The 20,634-nt window shown below is 34.5% G+C and carries 17 protein-coding genes and 5 tRNA genes; all 22 read right to left on the bottom strand.

Annotated elements, in window-relative coordinates; all coding sequences use genetic code 11:
- Window positions 1–73 precede the first annotated feature (73 nt).
- A complete protein-coding gene (locus tag AC2TDS_RS08050) occupies window positions 74–1,042 on the bottom strand; it encodes a FecR family protein (protein ID WP_484738584.1) in 969 nt (322 codons plus the stop codon).
- A 78-nt stretch (window positions 1,043–1,120) separates the two neighbouring features.
- Entirely contained in the window at window positions 1,121–1,681 is a 561-nt protein-coding gene (locus AC2TDS_RS08055; RefSeq protein WP_484738585.1) for an RNA polymerase sigma-70 factor, read from the bottom strand.
- Between the two features lie 629 nt (window positions 1,682–2,310).
- Window positions 2,311–2,622: a DUF3467 domain-containing protein gene (locus AC2TDS_RS08060; protein ID WP_484738586.1), complete on the bottom strand. Its 312-nt coding sequence runs from the start codon at window positions 2,620–2,622 to the stop codon at window positions 2,311–2,313.
- Between the two features lie 67 nt (window positions 2,623–2,689).
- Window positions 2,690–6,964 carry a DNA-directed RNA polymerase subunit beta' gene (rpoC, locus tag AC2TDS_RS08065; RefSeq protein WP_484738587.1) on the bottom strand — a complete coding sequence of 1,425 codons (4,275 nt, stop codon included), beginning with the start codon at window positions 6,962–6,964 and terminating at the stop codon, window positions 2,690–2,692.
- Between the two features lie 102 nt (window positions 6,965–7,066).
- Entirely contained in the window at window positions 7,067–10,876 is a 3,810-nt protein-coding gene (rpoB, locus tag AC2TDS_RS08070; RefSeq protein ID WP_484738588.1) for a DNA-directed RNA polymerase subunit beta, read from the bottom strand.
- Between the two features lie 232 nt (window positions 10,877–11,108).
- The gene (gene rplL, locus AC2TDS_RS08075) at window positions 11,109–11,483 is read right to left on the bottom strand and encodes a 50S ribosomal protein L7/L12 (RefSeq protein ID WP_484738589.1); all 375 of its coding nucleotides are present in this window, start codon (window positions 11,481–11,483) and stop codon (window positions 11,109–11,111) included.
- Window positions 11,484–11,532: 49 nt separating this feature from the next.
- The gene (gene rplJ, locus AC2TDS_RS08080) at window positions 11,533–12,048 is read right to left on the bottom strand and encodes a 50S ribosomal protein L10 (protein WP_484738590.1); all 516 of its coding nucleotides are present in this window, start codon (window positions 12,046–12,048) and stop codon (window positions 11,533–11,535) included.
- Between the two features lie 21 nt (window positions 12,049–12,069).
- A complete protein-coding gene (gene rplA, locus AC2TDS_RS08085; protein WP_484738591.1) occupies window positions 12,070–12,762 on the bottom strand; it encodes a 50S ribosomal protein L1 in 693 nt (230 codons plus the stop codon).
- 19 nt (window positions 12,763–12,781) lie between these two features.
- On the bottom strand, window positions 12,782–13,219 hold the full coding sequence (gene rplK, locus AC2TDS_RS08090; protein WP_484738592.1) for a 50S ribosomal protein L11: 438 nt from the start codon (window positions 13,217–13,219) through the stop codon (window positions 12,782–12,784).
- Between the two features lie 75 nt (window positions 13,220–13,294).
- The gene (nusG, locus tag AC2TDS_RS08095; protein WP_484738593.1) at window positions 13,295–13,846 is read right to left on the bottom strand and encodes a transcription termination/antitermination protein NusG; all 552 of its coding nucleotides are present in this window, start codon (window positions 13,844–13,846) and stop codon (window positions 13,295–13,297) included.
- On the bottom strand, window positions 13,846–14,037 hold the full coding sequence (secE, locus tag AC2TDS_RS08100; RefSeq protein WP_484738594.1) for a preprotein translocase subunit SecE: 192 nt from the start codon (window positions 14,035–14,037) through the stop codon (window positions 13,846–13,848). Before secE ends, nusG begins: the two co-directional genes overlap by 1 nt.
- 52 nt (window positions 14,038–14,089) lie before the next feature.
- Window positions 14,090–14,162 (bottom strand) — tRNA-Trp (locus AC2TDS_RS08105).
- A 58-nt stretch (window positions 14,163–14,220) separates the two neighbouring features.
- A complete protein-coding gene (gene tuf / locus AC2TDS_RS08110) occupies window positions 14,221–15,408 on the bottom strand; it encodes an elongation factor Tu (RefSeq protein ID WP_484738595.1) in 1,188 nt (395 codons plus the stop codon).
- Window positions 15,409–15,484: 76 nt separating this feature from the next.
- Window positions 15,485–15,557, bottom strand: a tRNA-Thr gene (locus tag AC2TDS_RS08115).
- A 15-nt stretch (window positions 15,558–15,572) separates the two neighbouring features.
- A tRNA-Gly gene (locus AC2TDS_RS08120) sits at window positions 15,573–15,645 on the bottom strand.
- A 17-nt stretch (window positions 15,646–15,662) separates the two neighbouring features.
- Window positions 15,663–15,745, bottom strand: a tRNA-Tyr gene (locus AC2TDS_RS08125).
- Window positions 15,746–15,778: 33 nt separating this feature from the next.
- Window positions 15,779–15,852, bottom strand: a tRNA-Thr gene (locus AC2TDS_RS08130).
- Between the two features lie 89 nt (window positions 15,853–15,941).
- Complete coding sequence (gene hpf, locus AC2TDS_RS08135) at window positions 15,942–16,250, bottom strand: ribosome hibernation-promoting factor, HPF/YfiA family (RefSeq protein ID WP_484738596.1); 309 nt, start codon at window positions 16,248–16,250, stop codon at window positions 15,942–15,944.
- A gap of 14 nt (window positions 16,251–16,264) precedes the next feature.
- Window positions 16,265–17,155: a tyrosine-type recombinase/integrase gene (locus AC2TDS_RS08140; RefSeq protein ID WP_484738597.1), complete on the bottom strand. Its 891-nt coding sequence runs from the start codon at window positions 17,153–17,155 to the stop codon at window positions 16,265–16,267.
- 110 nt (window positions 17,156–17,265) lie between these two features.
- A complete protein-coding gene (gene rpsU / locus AC2TDS_RS08145; protein WP_484738598.1) occupies window positions 17,266–17,463 on the bottom strand; it encodes a 30S ribosomal protein S21 in 198 nt (65 codons plus the stop codon).
- A gap of 138 nt (window positions 17,464–17,601) precedes the next feature.
- The gene (locus tag AC2TDS_RS08150) at window positions 17,602–18,981 is read right to left on the bottom strand and encodes an alpha-amylase (protein WP_484738599.1); all 1,380 of its coding nucleotides are present in this window, start codon (window positions 18,979–18,981) and stop codon (window positions 17,602–17,604) included.
- Between the two features lie 462 nt (window positions 18,982–19,443).
- A complete protein-coding gene (locus tag AC2TDS_RS08155; protein WP_484738600.1) occupies window positions 19,444–20,610 on the bottom strand; it encodes an acyl-CoA dehydrogenase family protein in 1,167 nt (388 codons plus the stop codon).
- Window positions 20,611–20,634: the final 24 nt, after the last annotated feature.

The raw sequence follows: 20,634 nt of genomic DNA on the forward strand, positions 1-20,634 counted from the left end.
TTAAACTGAATTGATTAAGATTATCTTTTGTAAGAGAGTGTTGCAGCACTCTCTTACTTTTTATTCCTTCTTATTATTTCATATAAATTTTAATTTTGTTATTCGTGTTTTTTTCAAAATAGATTGGAGAAGAAATTTTTAATATTTCTAGAATATCCTCTATTTCCAGATCATTAAAACTACCCGAGTACTTATATTCCAGTACTTTTTTAGATTTCACTTCAAAAGACACATTATACTTCCTTTCCAAATCAGTTAAAACTTCTAAAAAAGGAGTTTCAACAAAAACTAATCTACCGGATTTCCAAGATATAATATCTTTTGCTCTAACCTTATCCAAGGTAATCTTACTTTTTTCTTTATTATACACCACTCTTTGAGAGGGCTTTAAGACCAATTTAGAGGTGCTTTCTTTTTTAAATACTTCAACCTTTCCTGAAACCAAGGTTGTTTGTATTGTTTTATCTTCTGAATATGATTTAATATTAAAAGTGGTACCTAGTACTTTAATGTCTAAATCACTTGTTTTAACTATAAAGGGCTTCTGTGGGTTATGCTTCACATCAAAATAAGCCTCTCCTTCAAGAATCACCTCTCTAATAGAATCTGAAAACTTTTTTGGATAAATAATTTTGCTGTCGGAGTTCAAAACAACAGTAGTTCCATCAGGAAGTAAAACAGTAAATTGGTCTCCGCGGTTCGTAGAAACATCTGTAATATTTTCTCCGGATATGGTTCTTTTATCATTTTGAAAACTTGATGTTTGGTATTGAAACAATACCCCTATTGATAGCAGTAAAACTAGAGCACTCCCTACAACTAGGTTGTAATTAAAATTTTTACTTTTATTAAAAATACTAGCATACGCTTTATCACCTTTGGCTGTATCAATATTTTTAAGGCCTGACGCCACAAATTCAGCTTTTACTTTATTGTATTTTTGCTGATTAGCTGTTCTTTTAGAAATCCAATGAAGTAATTCTCTCTTCTCTTCTTCAGAACACTTATTTTCTAAATATTTTATAATATCTTTTTTAAACATTATCACGTATACTATTATTACACACTATAGTAATGACGAAAAAAATAAGCTTACCCCCTAAACTGTTTTTGTTTTTTTTTAAAAGATGGTTAAATAATCCTTTAACATCTCTTTCATATGCTTTAATGCACGTGTAATATGGTTTTCTACTGTTTTCTCAGAGATATTTAATTTATTAGATATTTCTTTGTTTTTAAAACCATCAATTCTACTTTTAATAAAAACATTTCTGCATTTTTCTGGAAGTAAAGCAATGGCACTGCTTATTTGTTCTTCCAATTCTACTTCAATAAGTTTCATACTTACGTCATCTCCTATTGCTATGTAATTGACTAAGTATTCTCTCTGTAAAGTATTATCATTGATATATAAGGTATGCTTTTTCCTCCTTAAGAAGTCTAGGCAAGCATTCCTTGTCATTGTGAACAAAAGGTTGTTAAGGCTTTTTTTTACTTTTACGCTTTCTGTTTTAGAAAAAAGTTTCACAAAAACATCTTGTACTATTTCTTCAGCATCTTCATGATGCTTTATATAACTCTTAGCGAAAAATAAAAGTCTTGGATAATAGAGGTTGAATACGATTTTACAAACTGTTGTATCATTATTGTTCAACCTTTCTATAAGCAAAATATCCCCCATATTAAAAAGCTTATATTAGACCCGAATTTAACTAATTAAATCCAAGTTAAAGTTATGTTTATTCTGTAATGATATGATTTTTATTCGAGTAAACATAACTTAATTACCTTTTTGTTTGTCTTACACAATAATTTAACACACAGATTTTTCATGAATGCGATATCAAATATGACCATAAATATGGAATGGCACACTCTAGGTGAAGTAAACATAAAACACTGACTACAAGTTAACTATGGAGCAACATTAACATCACTTCTTAATTAAGATTACTCCATCATTTCCTTACACTCATACTTATATTTTATCTGTATATCCGTATGCACTGTAACCAACTATGCTCGGTGAATTAACATCAGAAATGGTATTATACGATTAAATTATTTTATAAAAAAAGAAGCGTGTTTATGATAAACACGCTTCTTTTTTTCATTTTTATTAAAAATCGTTTAACCAAATTTTCAAGCCTTTGGTAACAAGTAATGTACTATTTTTTCCTTTAAATTAATTATAACTAACCAAATTAAACAGTGATTTCAAATTAGAATCGGTATACTATGGCATCTTAATTATCATCGAAAAGATGAGTTGTATGAAAACTTAAAAAAACACCAGTTTAACGATCTTTTTTATGCTTCTCCAGTGGTTCCACCAAAATTCATAGGAATTGGAGGCTGTTCATAATCTTTGATCTCTCCATTCGCTTTTTCAAACTTACGAATATTATCATTCAATGCTTTTGCCAGTCTTTTAGCATGTTGTGGCGTTAAAATTATTCTTGATTTCACCTTTGCCTTTGGAACTCCAGGCATAATATTAATAAAATCAACAATAAACTCAGATACTGAATGGTTAATTATTGCTAAATTACTATAGGTTCCTTCAGCTATTTCCTGGTCCAATTCAATATTTAGTTGTGGGTCTTTTTTATTTTCTTCCATAATTATACTAAATTTAAAAAGAAAGACCTCTAAAATTAGAGGTCTTTAAGTTATTGCATACTAGTTATTATAAACTATTTTCTATTTCATCTTTAGGCCCTACAATTTGTCTGTCGTAGCTTCTCATTCCTGTACCCGCAGGTATTCTTTTACCTACAATTACATTTTCTTTTAATCCTTCTAACGTATCGATCTTACCGTTAACAGCAGCTTCATTTAATACTTTAGTAGTTTCCTGGAAAGATGCAGCCGAAATAAACGATTTCGTTTGTAACGATGCTCTTGTGATACCTTGTAATACTTGTTCAGCTGTTGCTGGTTGTGCATCGCGTCCTATCACCAAGTTCTTATCTGTTCTACGTAAAATAGAGTTTTCATCTCTTAATTGACGTGCCGAAATCATTTGACCTGGTTTCAAGTTATCAGAATCACCTGCATCCTCAACAATCTTCATTCCGTAGATAGCGTCATTTTGCTCAATGAAATCATTCTTATGGATTAATTGATTTTCTAGGAATAACGTATCTCCAGAATCAATAATCCTAACCTTACGCATCATTTGACGTACTACAACTTCAAAATGCTTATCATTAATTTTCACCCCTTGTAAACGATATACTTCTTGTATTTCATTCACTAGGTATTCTTGTACCGCCGAAGGCCCTTTAATATTTAAGATATCAGATGGCGTTGTTGCCCCATCAGATAATGGCATTCCTGCTTTTATAAAATCATTCTCTTGAACTAAAATCTGATTTGATAACTTAATTAAGTACTTTCTAATATCACCAGTTTTAGACTCAATGATTATTTCACGATTACCTCTCTTTATTTTACCGAACGATACTACCCCGTCGATTTCAGCAACTACAGCTGGGTTAGATGGGTTACGAGCTTCAAACAATTCTGTTACCCGTGGTAAACCTCCTGTAATATCCCCTGCTTTACCAGACTTACGTGGAATCTTAACTAATGTTTTACCTGCTTCCACTTTTTCGCCGTCATCAACTATTAAGTGCGCTCCTACAGGTAAACTATAAGAACGTAAAGCGTTGCCATCAGCATCTTCAATAATTAAAGAAGCAATAATTTTCTTATTCTTTGAATCAGTAATTACCTTTTCTTGCTTACCAGTTTGCTCATCAATCTCTACAGAATAGTTAATTCCTTGATCTAAATTGTCAAACTTAACTTTTCCTCCAAATTCAGAAACAATCACCCCGTTAAATGGATCCCATTGACAGATTTCATCTCCTTTCTTGATGCTTTTACGATCTTTATTGAAGATAGTAGATCCGTAAGGAATATTGTTAGTACTTAATGTGATTCCTGTTTTCTTGTTGGTAATTTTGATTTCAGCAGTACGAGAAATTACGATCTCTATTTCTTCTCCTGTGGCATCTTTACCTTTTACAGTACGTAAATCATCAATAGATACATTACCATCAAACTTAGCTACCAGTTTATTGTCTTCAGAAATATTTCCTGCTACCCCTCCAACGTGGAAAGTACGCAGCGTTAACTGTGTTCCTGGTTCTCCAATTGACTGTGCTGCAATTACTCCAACAGCTTCTCCAATTTGAACTTTTTTACCACTAGATAAACTCTGCCCATAACATTTGGCACAAATTCCTCTTTTAGATTCACAAGTTAACGCTGAACGAACCTCTACTCTATCAATACCCGATTCTTCTATGACATCGGCTAATTTAGGTGTAATGAGGTCACCAGCAGCAACTATAATTTCATCTGTTCTTGGCTTATATACATCATATAAAGCAGTACGTCCAGAGATTCTATCACTAATTGACTCAACAATTTCGTCATTTTTCTTCAGAGGTGTTACCTCTAACCCTCTTAAAGTACCACAGTTATCTTCATTTACAATAACATCTTGAGAAACATCTACCAAACGACGTGTTAAATACCCCGCATCTGCAGTTTTCAATGCCGTATCTGCAAGACCCTTACGAGCACCGTGAGTAGAGATAAAGTATTCTAAAATTGATAATCCTTCCTTAAAGTTTGAAAGAATTGGATTTTCAATAATCTCTCCACCACCAGCTGTCGATTTTTTAGGTTTTGCCATCAGACCACGCATTCCTGTTAACTGACGAATCTGCTCCTTAGATCCACGAGCTCCAGAATCTAACATCATAAATACAGAGTTAAATCCTTGCTGATCTTCACGTAAACGCTTCATCGATAATTCAGTTAACTCATTATTCGTTCTACCCCAAATATCAATAACCTGATTATAACGTTCCTTTTGGGTCAGCATTCCCATGTTATAGTTCATGATGATTCCATCCACTTCTTTATTCGCTTCTGCAATCATTTTATACTTTTCTTGTGGAATAATAATATCCCCTAATGAGAATGATAATCCACCTTGGAAAGCGAATTTATATCCCATGTCTTTAATCGAATCCAAGAATTTCCCTACTGATGGAATATCAGTTACTTTTAATATTCCACCAATAATTCCTCTTAACGATTTTTTAGTTAATACCTCATTAATGAATCCTGCTTGTTCTGGTACTACTTCGTTGAATAATACTCTACCAACAGTTGTTTCAATAATTTTGGTAATTATTTCACCATTTTCATTTAAGTCTTTTGTTCTAACCTTAATTCCAGCATTTAAGTCAACACGCTCTTCGTTATAAGCTATAGTTACTTCCTCTGGAGAATAGAATGTTAAACCTTCTCCTGTAATTGGTACTTCAGGAGTAGATTTACGTTCTTTAGTCATATAATAAAGACCAAGAACCATATCCTGAGATGGTACCGTAATTGGAGCCCCATTTGCAGGGTTTAAAATATTATGAGAAGCTAACATTAACAATTGAGCTTCTAAAATAGCCTCTGGTCCTAAAGGTAGGTGAACTGCCATCTGATCCCCATCGAAATCGGCGTTGAATGCCGTACACACCAATGGGTGTAAACGAATAGCTTTACCTTCGATTAACTTAGGTTGAAATGCTTGAATACCTAAACGGTGTAATGTTGGAGCACGGTTTAATAAAACTGGGTGCCCTTTAATTACATTTTCTAAAATATCCCAAACAACAGGCTCTTTTCTGTCTATAATTTTCTTTGCAGATTTTACCGTCTTTACAATACCTCTTTCTATTAACTTACGTATTACGAAAGGCTTGTAAAGTTCAGCTGCCATGTCTTTTGGCAATCCACATTCAAATAATTTTAATTCCGGACCAACAACAATTACCGAACGTGCAGAATAATCAACACGTTTTCCTAATAAGTTCTGACGGAAACGTCCTTGTTTACCTTTTAAACTATCAGATAATGATTTTAACGGTCTGTTAGATTCCGTTTTTACAGCTGAAGCTTTACGTGTATTATCAAATAATGAATCTACTGATTCTTGTAACATACGTTTTTCATTACGTAAAATTACCTCTGGTGCTTTGATCTCCATTAATCGTTTTAAACGATTATTACGGATAATTACACGACGGTATAAATCATTTAAATCAGAAGTAGCAAAACGACCACCATCCAATGGTACTAATGGACGTAATTCTGGTGGTATAACAGGCACCGCCTTCATAATCATCCATTCTGGTTTATTCTCTCTGTTTTTTTGAGAATCTCTAAATGCTTCAACAACATTTAAACGCTTTAATGCTTCGTTTTTACGTTGCTTAGAAGTTTCAGTATTTGCTTTATGACGTAACTCGTATGACAACTCATCAAGATCGATTCTTTCTAATAAATCGATTAAACACTCTGCTCCCATCTTTGCAATAAATTTGTTAGGGTCAGAATCTTCAAGATACATGTTATCTTGCGGAAGTTCATCTACAATATCTAAATATTCTTCTTCTGTTAAGAAGTCCATCTTTTTCAATGGCTCTCCTTCAGGGTTTTTAGCAATACCCGGTTGAATAACTACATAACGTTCATAGTAGATAATCATATCTAACTTTTTAGATGGCAGACCTAAAAGGTATCCCATCTTGTTAGGTAATGATCTAAAATACCAAATATGAGCTACTGGTACCACTAAATTAATATGACCAACTCTGTCTCTACGAACCTTCTTCTCGGTTACTTCAACACCACAACGGTCACAAACGATACCTTTGTATCGTATTCTTTTATATTTACCACACGCACATTCATAATCTTTTACAGGACCAAAGATACGTTCACAAAATAAACCATCTCTTTCAGGCTTATGCGTTCGGTAGTTAATTGTTTCTGGTTTTAACACCTCACCTCTAGAAGCTTCTAAAATAGACTCTGGTGATGCTAAACCAATTGAAATTTTGTTAAACTTTTTAACAGTGTATTTTTCGTTTTTTCTTGCCATAATAATGGATTCGAATTAAAAATAAGTGTCTTTAAATTAAGACTAATATTGAAAAAATGATTTGCCTCAGAGTTAGACTAACTCCGAGACATTTCACTGTGATTATTCTTCTAACTTAACGTCTAATCCTAAACCTTTAAGTTCATGCATTAATACGTTAAATGATTCTGGTAATCCTGGTTCAGGCATTGCGTCACCTTTAACGATACTTTCGTAAGTTTTAGCTCTACCTAATACGTCATCAGACTTCACCGTTAAGATTTCACGTAAGATACTTGATGCTCCATAAGCTTCAAGTGCCCATACCTCCATTTCTCCGAAACGCTGACCTCCAAATTGAGCTTTACCTCCTAATGGTTGCTGTGTAATTAATGAGTATGGTCCGATAGAACGCGCATGCATCTTATCTTCAATCATATGACCTAGTTTAATCATATAAATTACTCCTACCGTTGCTGGTTGATCAAAACGTTTACCTGTTCCACCGTCATATAAATACGTATGCCCAAATCTTGGAATTCCAGCTTCGTCAGTGAGTTTATTTATTTCGTCTAATGATGCACCATCAAAAATTGGTGTTGCATATTTTTGACTTAATTTCTGCCCTGCCCATCCAAGAACAGTTTCATAAATCTGACCAATATTCATACGAGATGGTACCCCTAATGGATTTAAAACAATATCAACAGGTGTTCCATCTTCTAGGAATGGCATATCTTCTTGACGTACAATACGAGCAACAATACCTTTATTTCCGTGACGTCCTGCCATCTTATCTCCTACCTTTAATTTACGTTTCTTAGCTACGTAAATCTTCGCTAGTTTTAAAATTCCAGCTGGTAACTCATCTCCTACAGAAATAGTAAACTTCTCACGACGTAAAACTCCCTGTAAATCATTTACCTTAATTTTATAATTGTGAACTAATTCCACAACCATTCTATTCAATTCTTTATCAGTAGTCCAAGTTCCATTTAAATGAACAAAATCTTCCACAGAATTTAACATTTTTTGTGTGAACTTCTTACCTTTTGGCAAGACCTCTTCACCCAAATCATTATAAACTCCTTGCGAAGTTTTTCCTGTAATTAAGTTGAATAATTTTTCAACTAATGTGTCTTTCAAAATTTCGAACTTCGATACATACGCAGCCTCTAAACCTGCGATCGCTTCTTTATCACGAGCTCGTTTGTTTTTGTCTTTAACGGCACGCTTAAATAACTTCTTATTAATTACAACTCCTCTTAGTGATGGTGAAGCTTTTAGTGATGCATCTTTTACATCTCCTGCTTTATCACCAAATATCGCTCGTAATAATTTTTCTTCTGGTGTTGGATCAGATTCTCCTTTTGGTGTAATTTTACCTATTAAAATATCACCTGGATTAACTTCTGCTCCAATACGAATCATTCCGTTTTCATCTAAGTCTTTCGTTGCTTCTTCTGAAACATTAGGAATATCATTGGTTAATTCTTCAGCACCTAATTTGGTATCACGAACATCCAAAGAATATTCATCAATATGAATAGACGTAAAGATATCTTCACGAACAACCTTTTCAGAAATCACAATTGCATCCTCAAAGTTATACCCTTTCCAAGGCATGAAGGCCACTTTCATATTCCTACCAAGTGCTAACTCACCTTTTTGAGTTGCATATCCTTCACACAGCACCTGTCCTTCTTCAACTCTATCTCCAACTTTAACAATTGGTTTTAAGTTAATATTGGTTCCTTGATTCGTTTTTCTAAATTTAATTAGATCATATGACTTCTCATCAGAATCAAAACTTACCATTCTTTCCTCTTCTGTTCTGTCGTACTTTATTGTTATTTTGTTTGCATCTACATACTCAATAACTCCTGCTCCTTCTGCATTGATTAAGATACGAGAATCTTTAGCAACTCTACGTTCTAAACCTGTACCCACAATTGGAGATTCAGGACGCAATAATGGTACCGCTTGACGCATCATGTTAGACCCCATCAACGCACGGTTGGCATCATCATGCTCTAAGAATGGAATTAACGATGCAGAAATTGACGCAATCTGATTCGGCGCAACGTCCATGTAGTTAATCGCATCAGGGCTTTCCAATGGGAAATCACCCTCTTCACGAGCAATAACTCTTTCAGGTTGAATGGTTCCATTTTCAGATACAGGAAGGTTAGATTGTGCAATTTTCATCCCTTCTTCCTCTTCAGCACTCAAATAGATAGGCTCTTCTTGCGCAACCACTCCTTTATCAACTTTCTTATAAGGTGTCTCAATAAATCCTAGGTTATTCACCTTAGCAAATACTGCCAACGAAGAAATTAATCCAATGTTTGGTCCTTCTGGTGTTTCAATCGGACATAAACGGCCATAATGCGTATAATGAACATCACGAACCTCAAACCCTGCTCTTTCTCTTGATAAACCACCAGGTCCAAGAGCCGATAAACGACGTTTGTGGGTAATTTCAGCTAATGGGTTGGTTTGATCCATAAACTGAGACAACTGGTTTGTTCCAAAGAAAGAGTTAATTACAGACGACAATGTTTTCGCATTAATTAAATCAATTGGAGTAAACACTTCATTATCACGAACATTCATACGTTCACGAATCGTACGTGCCATACGAGCCAACCCTACGCCAAACTGACCAGCTAATTGTTCTCCTACCGTTCTTACACGACGATTTGATAAGTGATCAATATCATCTACTTCAGCTTTTGAGTTTATTAACTCAATTAAATACTTAATGATTGTAATGATATCATTTTTAGTCAATACTTTCTGATCTAAATCTTCATCTAAACCAAGCTTAGTATTCATTCTAAAACGACCAACCTCTCCTAAACTATAACGCTGTTCTGAGAAGAATAATTTTTCAATTATTCCTCTTGCTGTTTCCTCATCTGGCGGTTCAGCATTACGTAATTGTCTATAGATATGTTCTACAGCCTCTTTTTCTGAGTTTGTAGGATCTTTTTGTAATGTATTATGAATAATGGCATAATCGGCTTGCTGATTATCTTCCTTATGTAATAAGACAGTCTTAGCACCTGCTTCAATTATTTCATCAATATGTTCCTTTTCTAAAATTGTATCACGATCGAAAACAATTTCGTTACGTTCAATGGATACTACTTCCCCTGTATCTTCATCTACAAAATCTTCATGCCAGGTTTTTAATACTCTTGCTGCTAATTTTCTCCCTAACACTTTTTTTAATCCTGCCTTAGAAACTTTAATTTCTTCCGCTAAATCAAAAATTTCTAAAATATCTTTATCTCTTTCAAAACCTATGGCTCTGAATAACGTTGTTACTGGTAATTTTTTCTTTCTATCAATATAGGCATACATTACCTGATTGATATCTGTTGCAAATTCAATCCAAGATCCTTTAAATGGAATTACCCTAGCAGAATATAATTTTGTTCCGTTAGCGTGGAAAGATTGCCCAAAGAATACACCTGGTGAACGGTGTAACTGTGATACCACTACACGTTCTGCTCCATTAATTATAAATGTTCCAGAATTAGTCATATAAGGTATAGTACCTAAATAAACATCTTGAACAATTGTTTCAAAATCTTCATGTTCAGGATCGGTACAATATAACTTTAAACGTGCTTTTAAAGGTACACTATGTGTTAATCCTCGCTCAATACATTCTTGAATGCTATACCTTGGCGGGTCAACAAAATAGTCTAAAAATTCTAATACAAATTGATTACGGGTATCAGTAATCGGAAAGTTGTCCATGAAAGTTTTGTATAAACCCTCATTGCCTCGCTCTTCTGCTTTAGTTTGCAGTTGAAAAAAATCTTGGAAAGATTTAACCTGAATATCTAGGAAGTCAGGATAATCAGCTCCTAATTGCGATGATGCGAAGTTTATTCTTTCAGTAGTGTTTATCGTTGCCAAAAGAGATACTATTTTTAAATTAAAAATATATTTTTTGAAACTTATCGTTTCAATAATGCAATTTTTATTGCAACAACCGACTGTTAATCAGTTTTTTATAATCGTAAACCACATAAAAACGCTATGTGATAAAATAAGAACGAATATATACACAAAATGGTTTAGGACTAGAAACTTAAGTTCCTAGTACCTAAACCTTTATTGTTTACCCCGTTTAAAACGGGATTAAGTATTACTTAAGCTCTACTTCAGCTCCTGCTTCCTCTAAAGACTTTTTAAGACCTTCTGCCTCATCTTTAGTTACAGCTTCTTTAATTGGTGCTGGTGCGCTATCTACGATCGCTTTAGCATCTTTTAATCCTAAACCAGTTAATTCTTTAACTAATTTTACTACTGCTAATTTAGAACCACCTGGAGCTTTTAAGATAACATCAAATTCTGTTTTCTCTTCAGCTGCTTCTCCACCACCTGCTGCTGGTCCTGCTACTGCTACTGCAGCCGCTGCTGGCTCTATACCATATTCATCTTTTAAAATATCAGCTAATTCATTAACTTCTTTTACTGTTAAGTTAACTAATTGTTCTGCGAAATCTTTTAAATCTGCCATTTTAATTGTTTTTAAAAATTTTATTATTTTAGTTTATTAGTGCGCTTAATTATTTTTCCGATAAAGTTTTCAAGATACCAGATAATTTACCTCCTCCTGATTGAAGTGCTGAAACAACATTCTTCGCAGGTGATTGTAATAATCCGATAATATCTCCAATAAGTTCTTCTCTAGACTTAATGTTTACAAGAGCGTCAAGTTGGTCATCTCCAACATAAACTGCCTCTTCCACATAAGCACCTTTTAATAAAGGCTTGTCTGATTTTTTTCTAAACTCTTTGATAACTTTCGCTGGAGCATTTGATGCTTCAGCAATTAACATTGAAGTATTACCTTTTAATACATCTTGTAACTCTCCAAAATCTTTATCAGAAGCTTCCATTGCTTTGGATAGCAATGTATTCTTTACAACAGCCAATTGTACGTCAGCCTTGAAACAAGCTCTACGTAAGTTAGATGTAGTAACAGCATCTAATCCAGAAATATCTGCTAAATAGATGGTACTAGTATCTGCTAACTGCGCTGTTAAATCTTGTATTACTTGTGATTTTTCCTCTCTAGTCATGATTAAAAAGTTTTAACTGCCTTACGATACAGGTTTTACATCTATTGCAACACTAGGACTCATAGTAGAAGACATAAACATACTCTTTATATAATTCCCTTTTGATGCAGTTGGCTTTAATTTAATAAGTGTTTGCAATAACTCATTTGCATTTTCTTCAATCTTAACAGCATCAAAAGATACTTTTCCGATTGCCGCATGTACAATTCCAGTTTTATCAACTTTAAAGTCAATTTTACCAGCTTTTACCTCTTGTACTGCCTTTGCAACATCCATAGTTACTGTTCCTGTCTTAGGGTTAGGCATTAAACCTCTTGGCCCTAAAATACGACCTAAAGGACCTAATTTACCCATAACACTAGGCATTGTGATGATAACATCAACATCTGTCCATCCTCCCTTAATTTTTTGAAGGTATTCATCTAATCCAACATAATCAGCACCCGCTTCTTGAGCTTCTGCTTCTTTATCTGGAGTAACTAAAGCTAAAACTTTAACATCTTTACCAGTTCCGTGAGGTAATGTTACCACTCCACGAACCATTTGATTAGCTTTACGAGGGTCAACCCCTAAACGTACAGCTAAATCTACAGACGCATCAAATTTAACGTTAGTAATTTCTTTAATTAAAGTTGATGCCTCAGTCAAATTATAAACCTTAGAGCTATCAACTTTAGCATGAGCTTCTTTTTGTTTTTTAGTCAATCTTGCCATTTTCTATATCTCTTTTAGTTTAATCAGGAGCATCACCTGTTACTGTTAATCCCATAGAGCGAGCTGTACCAGCGATCATCTTCATTGCAGATTCAACCTTGAAAGCATTTAAATCTACCATCTTGTCTTCTGCAATAGTTCTTACCTGATCCCAACTAACGCTTGCTACTTTATTTCTGTTAGGTTCTCCAGAACCTTTCTTAATTTTGGCCGCTTCCAATAATTGTACTGCAGCTGGTGGAGTTTTTACAACAAATTCAAATGATTTGTCCTTATAAACTGTAATAACAACAGGTAATACTTTACCTTGTTTGTCCTGTGTACGTGCATTAAACTGCTTACAGAACTCCATGATGTTAACACCGGCAGCACCTAAAGCGGGTCCAACTGGTGGCGACGGATTCGCAGCACCTCCCCTAACTTGTAGTTTTACTAATTTACTTACTTCTTTTGCCATTGTTTAAGATTTAAAAGATATGTTTTAAATTGGAAGCTAAAAAACATATCAACATATATATAATAGGTGTAACAATTATATTTTCTCTACTTGCATATAATTTAATTCTAATGGAGTTTTTCTTCCGAAAATCTTAACCATTACTTCAAGCTTTCGCTTCTCTTCATTCACATTCTCAACGGTTCCATCAAATCCATTAAAAGGACCATCAATAACCTTCACTGTTTCTCCAACATTAAAAGGTATTACAAGATTTTCATCTTTCACAGACAATTCGTCTACTTTACCTAACATCCTGTTTACCTCAGCTTTTCTCATAGGTACAGGCTCACCACCTTTTGTTTCTCCTAAAAAGCCAATAACTCCGGTTACCGATTTTATAACGTGAGGTACTTCTCCTGCTAAATTAGCTTCTATCATTACATACCCCGGAAAATAAACACGTTCTCTATTTACTTTTTTTCCATTCCTTACTTGAATAACTTTTTCTGTGGGTACTATTACCTGACTAACAAAATCAGATAAACCATGACGAGCTATTTCCGTCTCTATATAGTTTTTAACTTTATTTTCTTGACCTCCGATAGCTCTTACAACATACCACTTCATCACCGACTCAACCATCATTAAAACATTTTAAAAAAGTTATCCAATCCCGTTTGAAAAACTTTATCGATAGCAGCTACTACTAACGCAAACGCTATAGTAAATGCAGCTACAACCATAGTAGACTTTTGCGCTTCTTCTCTAGAAACCCATGTCATATTGGTATTTAACTCTTCAAAAGAATCTTTAATATATTGTATAAAGTTATTCATGTTTTTATCCTTTTAACGAGTTACAGCAAACTGCAACTCGTTTTATTTTTTGCACGGATTGAGGGACTCGAACCCCCGACACCTGGTTTTGGAGACCAGTGCTCTACCAACTGAGCTAAACCCGTATTTAAATTTCAAAGGAGTCTCTCTTAAAAGAGACTCCTTTTTATATTTTAAACTATATTAGTCTAATAACTCAGTTACCTGACCTGCTCCTACTGTTCTACCTCCTTCACGGATAGCAAACTGTAAACCAACGTTTAACGCAATTGGCTGAATTAAGTCAACAGTAATTGTCAAGTTATCACCTGGCATTACCATTTCTACTCCATCAGGAAGTGCTATATTACCAGTTACATCAGTTGTACGTACATAGAACTGTGGACGGTAGTTATTATGGAAAGGAGTGTGACGACCACCTTCTTCTTTCTTTAATATATATACTTCAGCTTTAAACTTAGCATGAGGAGTTACAGAACCTGGCTTACAGATTACCATTCCTCTTTTTATTTGAGTTTTTTCAATACCTCTTAATAAAATACCAGCGTTATCACCAGCTTCACCTCTATCTAAGATCTGACGGAACATCTCAATTCCAGTTACCGTAGAAGTTAATTTCTCATCACCCATACCAATAATATCAACACCGTCTCCAGTGTTTATAATACCAGTTTCAATACGACCAGTAGCAACAGTACCACGACCAGTAATAGAGAATACATCTTCAATTGGCATTAAGAAATCTTTTTCAGTATCTCTTGGTGGCTCTTCTATCCAAGTATCAACAGCTTCCATTAATTCTAAAACTGTATTCACCCATTTTTCTTCGCCATTTAAAGCTCCTAAAGCAGAACCTGAAATAACAGGACCATTATCTCCATCATACTCATAGAAAGATAATAAATCTCTTACTTCCATTTCTACTAGCTCTAATAATTCCTCATCGTCAACCATATCAACCTTGTTTAAGAAAACAACAATACGTGGAATACCAACCTGACGACCTAATAAGATGTGCTCGCGAGTTTGAGGCATTGGACCATCTGTAGCAGCAACTACTAAGATAGCACCGTCCATTTGTGCAGCACCAGTTACCATGTTCTTTACATAATCGGCGTGACCTGGACAGTCAACGTGAGCATAGTGACGGTTCTGAGTAGCATACTCTACGTGAGAAGAGTTAATTGTAATACCTCTTTCTTTCTCCTCTGGAGCATTATCAATTTGATCAAAAGCTCTCGCTTCAGAATATCCTGCATCTGCTAAAACTTTAGTTATTGCAGCAGTTAAAGTAGTTTTACCGTGATCTACGTGACCGATAGTACCTACGTTTAAATGCGGTTTCGAACGATCATAAGTTCCTTTTGCCATGATTATTAATTTTAATTCTTAGTTAAATATATTTAGTGTTACTTTAAAATTTATTTTTTTTAAAAAACTCTAAAAGAGCCAATGACGGGACTTGAACCCGTGACCTCATCCCTACCAAGGATGCGCTCTACCAACTGAGCTACACCGGCTTGGAAATTAATTAGAGCGAGAGACCGGGTTCGAACCGGCGACATTCAGCTTGGAAGGCTGACGCTCTACCAACTGAGCTACTCTCGCTTAAAATTAAAATATTGTGGGGAGAGCAGGATTCGAACCTGCGAAGTCGTAAGACAACGGAGTTACAGTCCGTCCCATTTGGCCGCTCTGGAATCTCCCCTTAATTTTACAATATTTTAATGAACTTTTATTGAGCCGATAGAGGGACTCGAACCCACGACCTGCTGATTACAAATCAGCTGCTCTAGCCAGCTGAGCTATATCGGCTTTTTACTGCAAAAAAACAGTCCGCTATTTCTAACGGACTGCAAATGTAAAAAGTAATTTTTAATTTTTAAAGCTTTTTGTAGTATTTTTTACAACACTAACGAACCTCTTAATTTTTCTTTTGCTTTTTTTAACTGTCTTTTCAATGATTCTACACCAACACTCACACCTTCTTCAAAGGTTTTGCACTGTTTTTTTACCATTAATTCACTTCCTGGTATGTTAATTTTAACTTCTGTTATTTTATTTTCTTTTTCACTTGTGTTCTGTACTTTCAAAAAAACCTCTACATCGACTATCTTATCGTGGAATTTTTCTAAACCTATTACTTTTTTCTCTATGTAGTCAATTAATTTTTTATCAGCATTGAAGTTAACAGATTGGGTAAATACCTTCATAATCTTTCAATTTTTTAAGGCGACTCCCTAGGGTGAGCCATATTAAACATTTTTTTAATTTCTTCCAAGCCGTTATGTGTATAAACTTGGGTTGAGGCTAAACTTGAATGCCCTAGCAGTTCTTTAACCGAGCTTAATGACGCACCATTACTTAATAAATGGGTTGCAAACGCATGTCTCAACATATGTGGGCTTTTTTTCACCTTAGTTGAGACCCTACTAAAATACGAATTTATTACACGATAAACAAGTGTTTCATATATTTTAACCCCTTTTTTAGTCACTAACAAGTAGTCTATTTCAGTTTCTACTTTAAACTTTTTTTTATACTCTAGATACTTGTTTAAAGTTTCTACCACTAGAGGCAATAGCACCACTAACCTTTCTTTATTTCTTTTCCCTAAAACTTTAATGGTATATTGATCATAATCAATATCCTGTTCTTTTAAGTTAATCAATTCTGCTCTTCTCATCCCTGTTGAATACAATAATTCTACTATGAGTCGATCTCTTACCCCTTCAAAATCATCCTTACTCACAAGGACACTGATAACCTCATTAATTTCTTCTTCAGAAAAGGGTGCACCTGTTTTTTTTTGAACTTTTAGCGATTTATGTTTTGACAATGGATTAACATCAATCTCCCCTATTTTCATTAGGAAATTATAAAATGCTTTTAAAGAGCTAACTTTTCTATTAACTGTTCTATTGGTCAACCCTTGATTCACTGTACTAACAATCCACGTTCTTATTTGATGATAATGTAACTGACATAAATTTTCTTCATCAAAGTTTTCTATACAAAAATCACGGAAAGTAGTTAAATCATTTCTGTATGCAGTAATCGTATGTTTAGAATAGTTTTTCTCAATGTCTAAATATTGTAAAAATGAAGCTATTAGCATATTAACGTTACGTATATAGTATCGAATTTAGGCAAATTATTTATTATACCCCAAAAAAAAACCCGTATTAAATTTAATACGGGCTCATGTTTGATATGCTCTAAGAACAATTATCCTACTTCTTCTTGAGTTTGCATTCTCTGAACATAAGATGCTTTAATTTTTAAAGCTCTTTTGGCTACTGAAGGTTTTGTAAACTGCTTTCTATCACGTAGTTTTCTCATTGTTTTCGTACGATCAAATTTACGCTTATAACGTTTTAACGCTCTATCAATATTCTCTCCTTCTTTTACTGGAATGATTAACATATAATTGCACCTCCTTTCATTGTAGTCTTCTGTACTATTGTGTAATTGCTAATTTTTTAGTTATCAATTACTTGTTTTTTTAATTTTGGAGTGCAAATTTACGGAGAGTTTTTAAAAACGCAACTATTTATTTTAAAATTATTTTGGAGACCATACGGAATAACTCTTGGGAGGCACCTGAATTTTCACCCATCGCCCTTGTTGCGTTACTGGCTCCCAATTGGAATGCCCAGTATAATCTTTGATACGAGTACTTGACCAGTTCGTCTCTACCCAGCGCTCTTGCCATTGATTAGAGTTATTGATATACACAATCAATCCAGAATTATTATTGCCATTACGTTTCGCTACGTATTCATCATTATCTGTATATAATATTTGCGTAGTTCCACCAGCCAAATTATTATGAATCCAAATTAAATTATTTAATCGTTCCTTATTCAACCACTCTTCATAATCTCTATAAAACATAGTCGGGTAACCTTCATGTGTTAAAATATAAGCGTATGCTAACATCTTACCATGGTAAATTTCATCCGTATCGTGGTTAGCCACGAAGGTAACAGCTCTGGTAGAATTTCTCTTCCACAACATATCTTCGTTTAACTTGTTTAAATCGTTCCCTTCAAAAGCATCACGCATTCGATAATAGCACGCAAAATCAAAAGCACTTGCCTCTGCCTGCCCTGTCCACCAATCTAAAACACCTGCATTACCATCCCAATATTCTCCAACAGTAAACCCACCTACTTCATTTTTCCAGTCTTTTACCACCCAAGGCTCAAATCCTTTAACATAATCAAAACGCCAACCGTCAAAACCAATGATATTTTTGTAATATTTTGCTACAGATTCCGAATTTTTCCAAAGTTCGTTCTGAACTCGCTCTTGATGATGGCACAAATCAGGAAAACCGCCAAAAACTCCCGAATCACTAGTGTGATTACTATTCGGATGAAAATCATTATATGTTCTTTCGAATCTACCCGAAAGAGGAATGAATTTAGTCCAATAATTTTGTCCGTTCACTGGATTGTATTCAGTCTGTCCTCCGCTGTTATGGTTTATAACAATATCTGCGATAACGCTCAGTTTGGCTTCATGTGCAGTAATCATTAAATTTTTTAATTCATCCTCTGAACCAAATCGGGTTTCGATACTTCCCATTTGATTGTATTGTCCGAAATCGAAATAATCAAATGGATCATACCCCATAGATTGCGCTCCGTTTTGTGCTTTGGTTGCTGGCGGCAACCAGATTGCATCAATTCCTGCATTACTCCAATCTTGAACCTTTCCCGTTACGGTAGTCCACCAATTTCCTCCTGCCGGAACATCCCAGTAAAATGCTTGCATCATTACTCCTGAACCCATTGGTTTTAATTCTGGGCGCGAGGCTATCTTTGTAAGATTTTCAACTTGTTGTAATTCTTCCTCCAATGGAGTTTCGGATAAGCAGCCACCAAAAATAAGTGTAATCGGAAGCGCTATCCAATATTTATTGAGAAGGGTTTTCATATGTATATGTTTTTAAATTTCTCTGAAGATACCAAGAGATTTGGAGGCAATGAAATTCTTATATAAACGAAATCGTTTTCGTGTTAAGAACTTATTCTCTTTTTGAATTCTTTACTTCAAATAATCCCATTTACCACTTGAAACTACCGCAAGACACTCTCTTTATCTCATTTCAGGAACTACAAATCAATATGTTATGCCAGTTCTTAGGTAAAGTCACACAGTCATTTGCTTACAGTGATGCTTACATGCTACCTAAACATCGGAATTTACATAAACGAGTATGGTTATAAATTAATACCATTTACCATTTTATTTTACAGTAAATTCAAACAACAACTGATATAACATCAGAAATGATATTATAGGGTTTATTACAAAAAAACCATTCATTAGATGAATGGTTTTTTTTATTCTATTTGTGTCCCGTCTTAAAATGACGTCACATTGTTTTTAGCTTACTTAAGTCGCTGGTTTATATTCTTTGTTATCAATTACAATTTTAGCAATAATTTCCTTTAAAATTTCAGAAGTCCCTCCTCCTATAGGCCCTAAACGACTATCTCTAAACAACCTAGCCATTGGGTAATCTTCCATATAACCATACCCTCCTAATAATTGGAGCGCATCATACACTATTTCATCAGCCATTTTCGTTGAAAGCAATTTACTCATACTCGCTTCTTTCACTACATATTGCCCATCATTTAAGCGTTTGGTGATTGAATAGTTATATTCTCTACACATATCTAGCTTACTCGCCATTTCAGCAATTTTATGTCGTAGCGCTTGAAACTCATTTAACTTTTTCCCAAAAGCCTGCCTTTCATTCATGTATGTCAACACATAATCAACGGCATACTCAGATCTTGCATGAGCATTCACCCCCATTATTAACCTTTCTAAAGCGAAATGTTGCATTATATATGAAAAACCTGAACCTTCATCTCCCATGAGGTTTTCCTTTGGTATAACAACATTATCAAATGCTATTTCCGCGGTATCTGATGCTCTCCATCCTAATTTATCCAACTTAGTTGCAGAAATACCATCAGTTTTTCTATCTACAACAAAAATACTCATTCCTTTATGTTTCGCCTCTGGATTTGTTTTAGCGGCAACTACTAAATAATCAGCATACACACCATTCGTAATAAATGTTTTCGACCCATTAAGCACATAGTGATCTCCGTTTTTTATGGCTGTCGTGCGCATTCCTGCAACATCGCTACCACCAAAAGGCTCTGAAATACATAAACATCCAATTTTTTCTCCTTCTATACTAGGTGTTAGGTAGTCTCTTTTAATTCGTTCATCTCCTTCTTTATTGAGATGTGTCATTGCCAAATATGCATGTGCCCACATATTTGCAGCAAAACCACCCGAGTTTATTTTTTGTAATTCTTCTAAAAAAATTACCGTGTAAAATAGATCTAAACCTAACCCTCCATATTCTTCAGGTTGATTTAAACCAAAATACCCCATTTCTCCAAACTTTTTCCAAATAAATCTTTCAACTGTCCCTTCTTTTTCCCATTTTTCAACGTGAGGAACAACCTCTTTCTGTAAAAATTCTTTAAAACTCTGACGAAAAGATTCGTGCTCTTCCGTAAAGTACATACTATTCATTGATCTTTTATATTTAGTTGTTGT

It is taken from the genome of Tenacibaculum profundicola, from assembly GCF_057220795.1.

What these genes read in the sequence shown, in the direction of transcription:
- nusG (WP_484738593.1), bottom strand. Translation starts at nt 13,846, where the DNA reads ATGATGGTTGAGTCGGTGATGAAGTGGTATGTTGTAAGAGCTATCGGA.
- tuf (WP_484738595.1), bottom strand. Translation starts at nt 15,408, where the DNA reads ATGGCAAAAGGAACTTATGATCGTTCGAAACCGCATTTAAACGTAGGT.
- secE (WP_484738594.1), bottom strand. Translation starts at nt 14,037, where the DNA reads ATGAATAACTTTATACAATATATTAAAGATTCTTTTGAAGAGTTAAAT.
- AC2TDS_RS08140 (WP_484738597.1), bottom strand. Translation starts at nt 17,155, where the DNA reads ATGCTAATAGCTTCATTTTTACAATATTTAGACATTGAGAAAAACTAT.
- hpf (WP_484738596.1), bottom strand. Translation starts at nt 16,250, where the DNA reads ATGAAGGTATTTACCCAATCTGTTAACTTCAATGCTGATAAAAAATTA.
- AC2TDS_RS08155 (WP_484738600.1), bottom strand. Translation starts at nt 20,610, where the DNA reads ATGAATAGTATGTACTTTACGGAAGAGCACGAATCTTTTCGTCAGAGT.
- rpsU (WP_484738598.1), bottom strand. Translation starts at nt 17,463, where the DNA reads ATGTTAATCATTCCAGTAAAAGAAGGAGAGAATATTGATAGAGCGTTA.
- rpoC (WP_484738587.1), bottom strand. Translation starts at nt 6,964, where the DNA reads ATGGCAAGAAAAAACGAAAAATACACTGTTAAAAAGTTTAACAAAATT.
- AC2TDS_RS08050 (WP_484738584.1), bottom strand. Translation starts at nt 1,042, where the DNA reads ATGTTTAAAAAAGATATTATAAAATATTTAGAAAATAAGTGTTCTGAA.
- rplK (WP_484738592.1), bottom strand. Translation starts at nt 13,219, where the DNA reads ATGGCAAAAGAAGTAAGTAAATTAGTAAAACTACAAGTTAGGGGAGGT.
- AC2TDS_RS08150 (WP_484738599.1), bottom strand. Translation starts at nt 18,981, where the DNA reads ATGAAAACCCTTCTCAATAAATATTGGATAGCGCTTCCGATTACACTT.
- rplJ (WP_484738590.1), bottom strand. Translation starts at nt 12,048, where the DNA reads ATGACTAGAGAGGAAAAATCACAAGTAATACAAGATTTAACAGCGCAG.
- rplA (WP_484738591.1), bottom strand. Translation starts at nt 12,762, where the DNA reads ATGGCAAGATTGACTAAAAAACAAAAAGAAGCTCATGCTAAAGTTGAT.
- rplL (WP_484738589.1), bottom strand. Translation starts at nt 11,483, where the DNA reads ATGGCAGATTTAAAAGATTTCGCAGAACAATTAGTTAACTTAACAGTA.
- AC2TDS_RS08055 (WP_484738585.1), bottom strand. Translation starts at nt 1,681, where the DNA reads ATGGGGGATATTTTGCTTATAGAAAGGTTGAACAATAATGATACAACA.
- AC2TDS_RS08060 (WP_484738586.1), bottom strand. Translation starts at nt 2,622, where the DNA reads ATGGAAGAAAATAAAAAAGACCCACAACTAAATATTGAATTGGACCAG.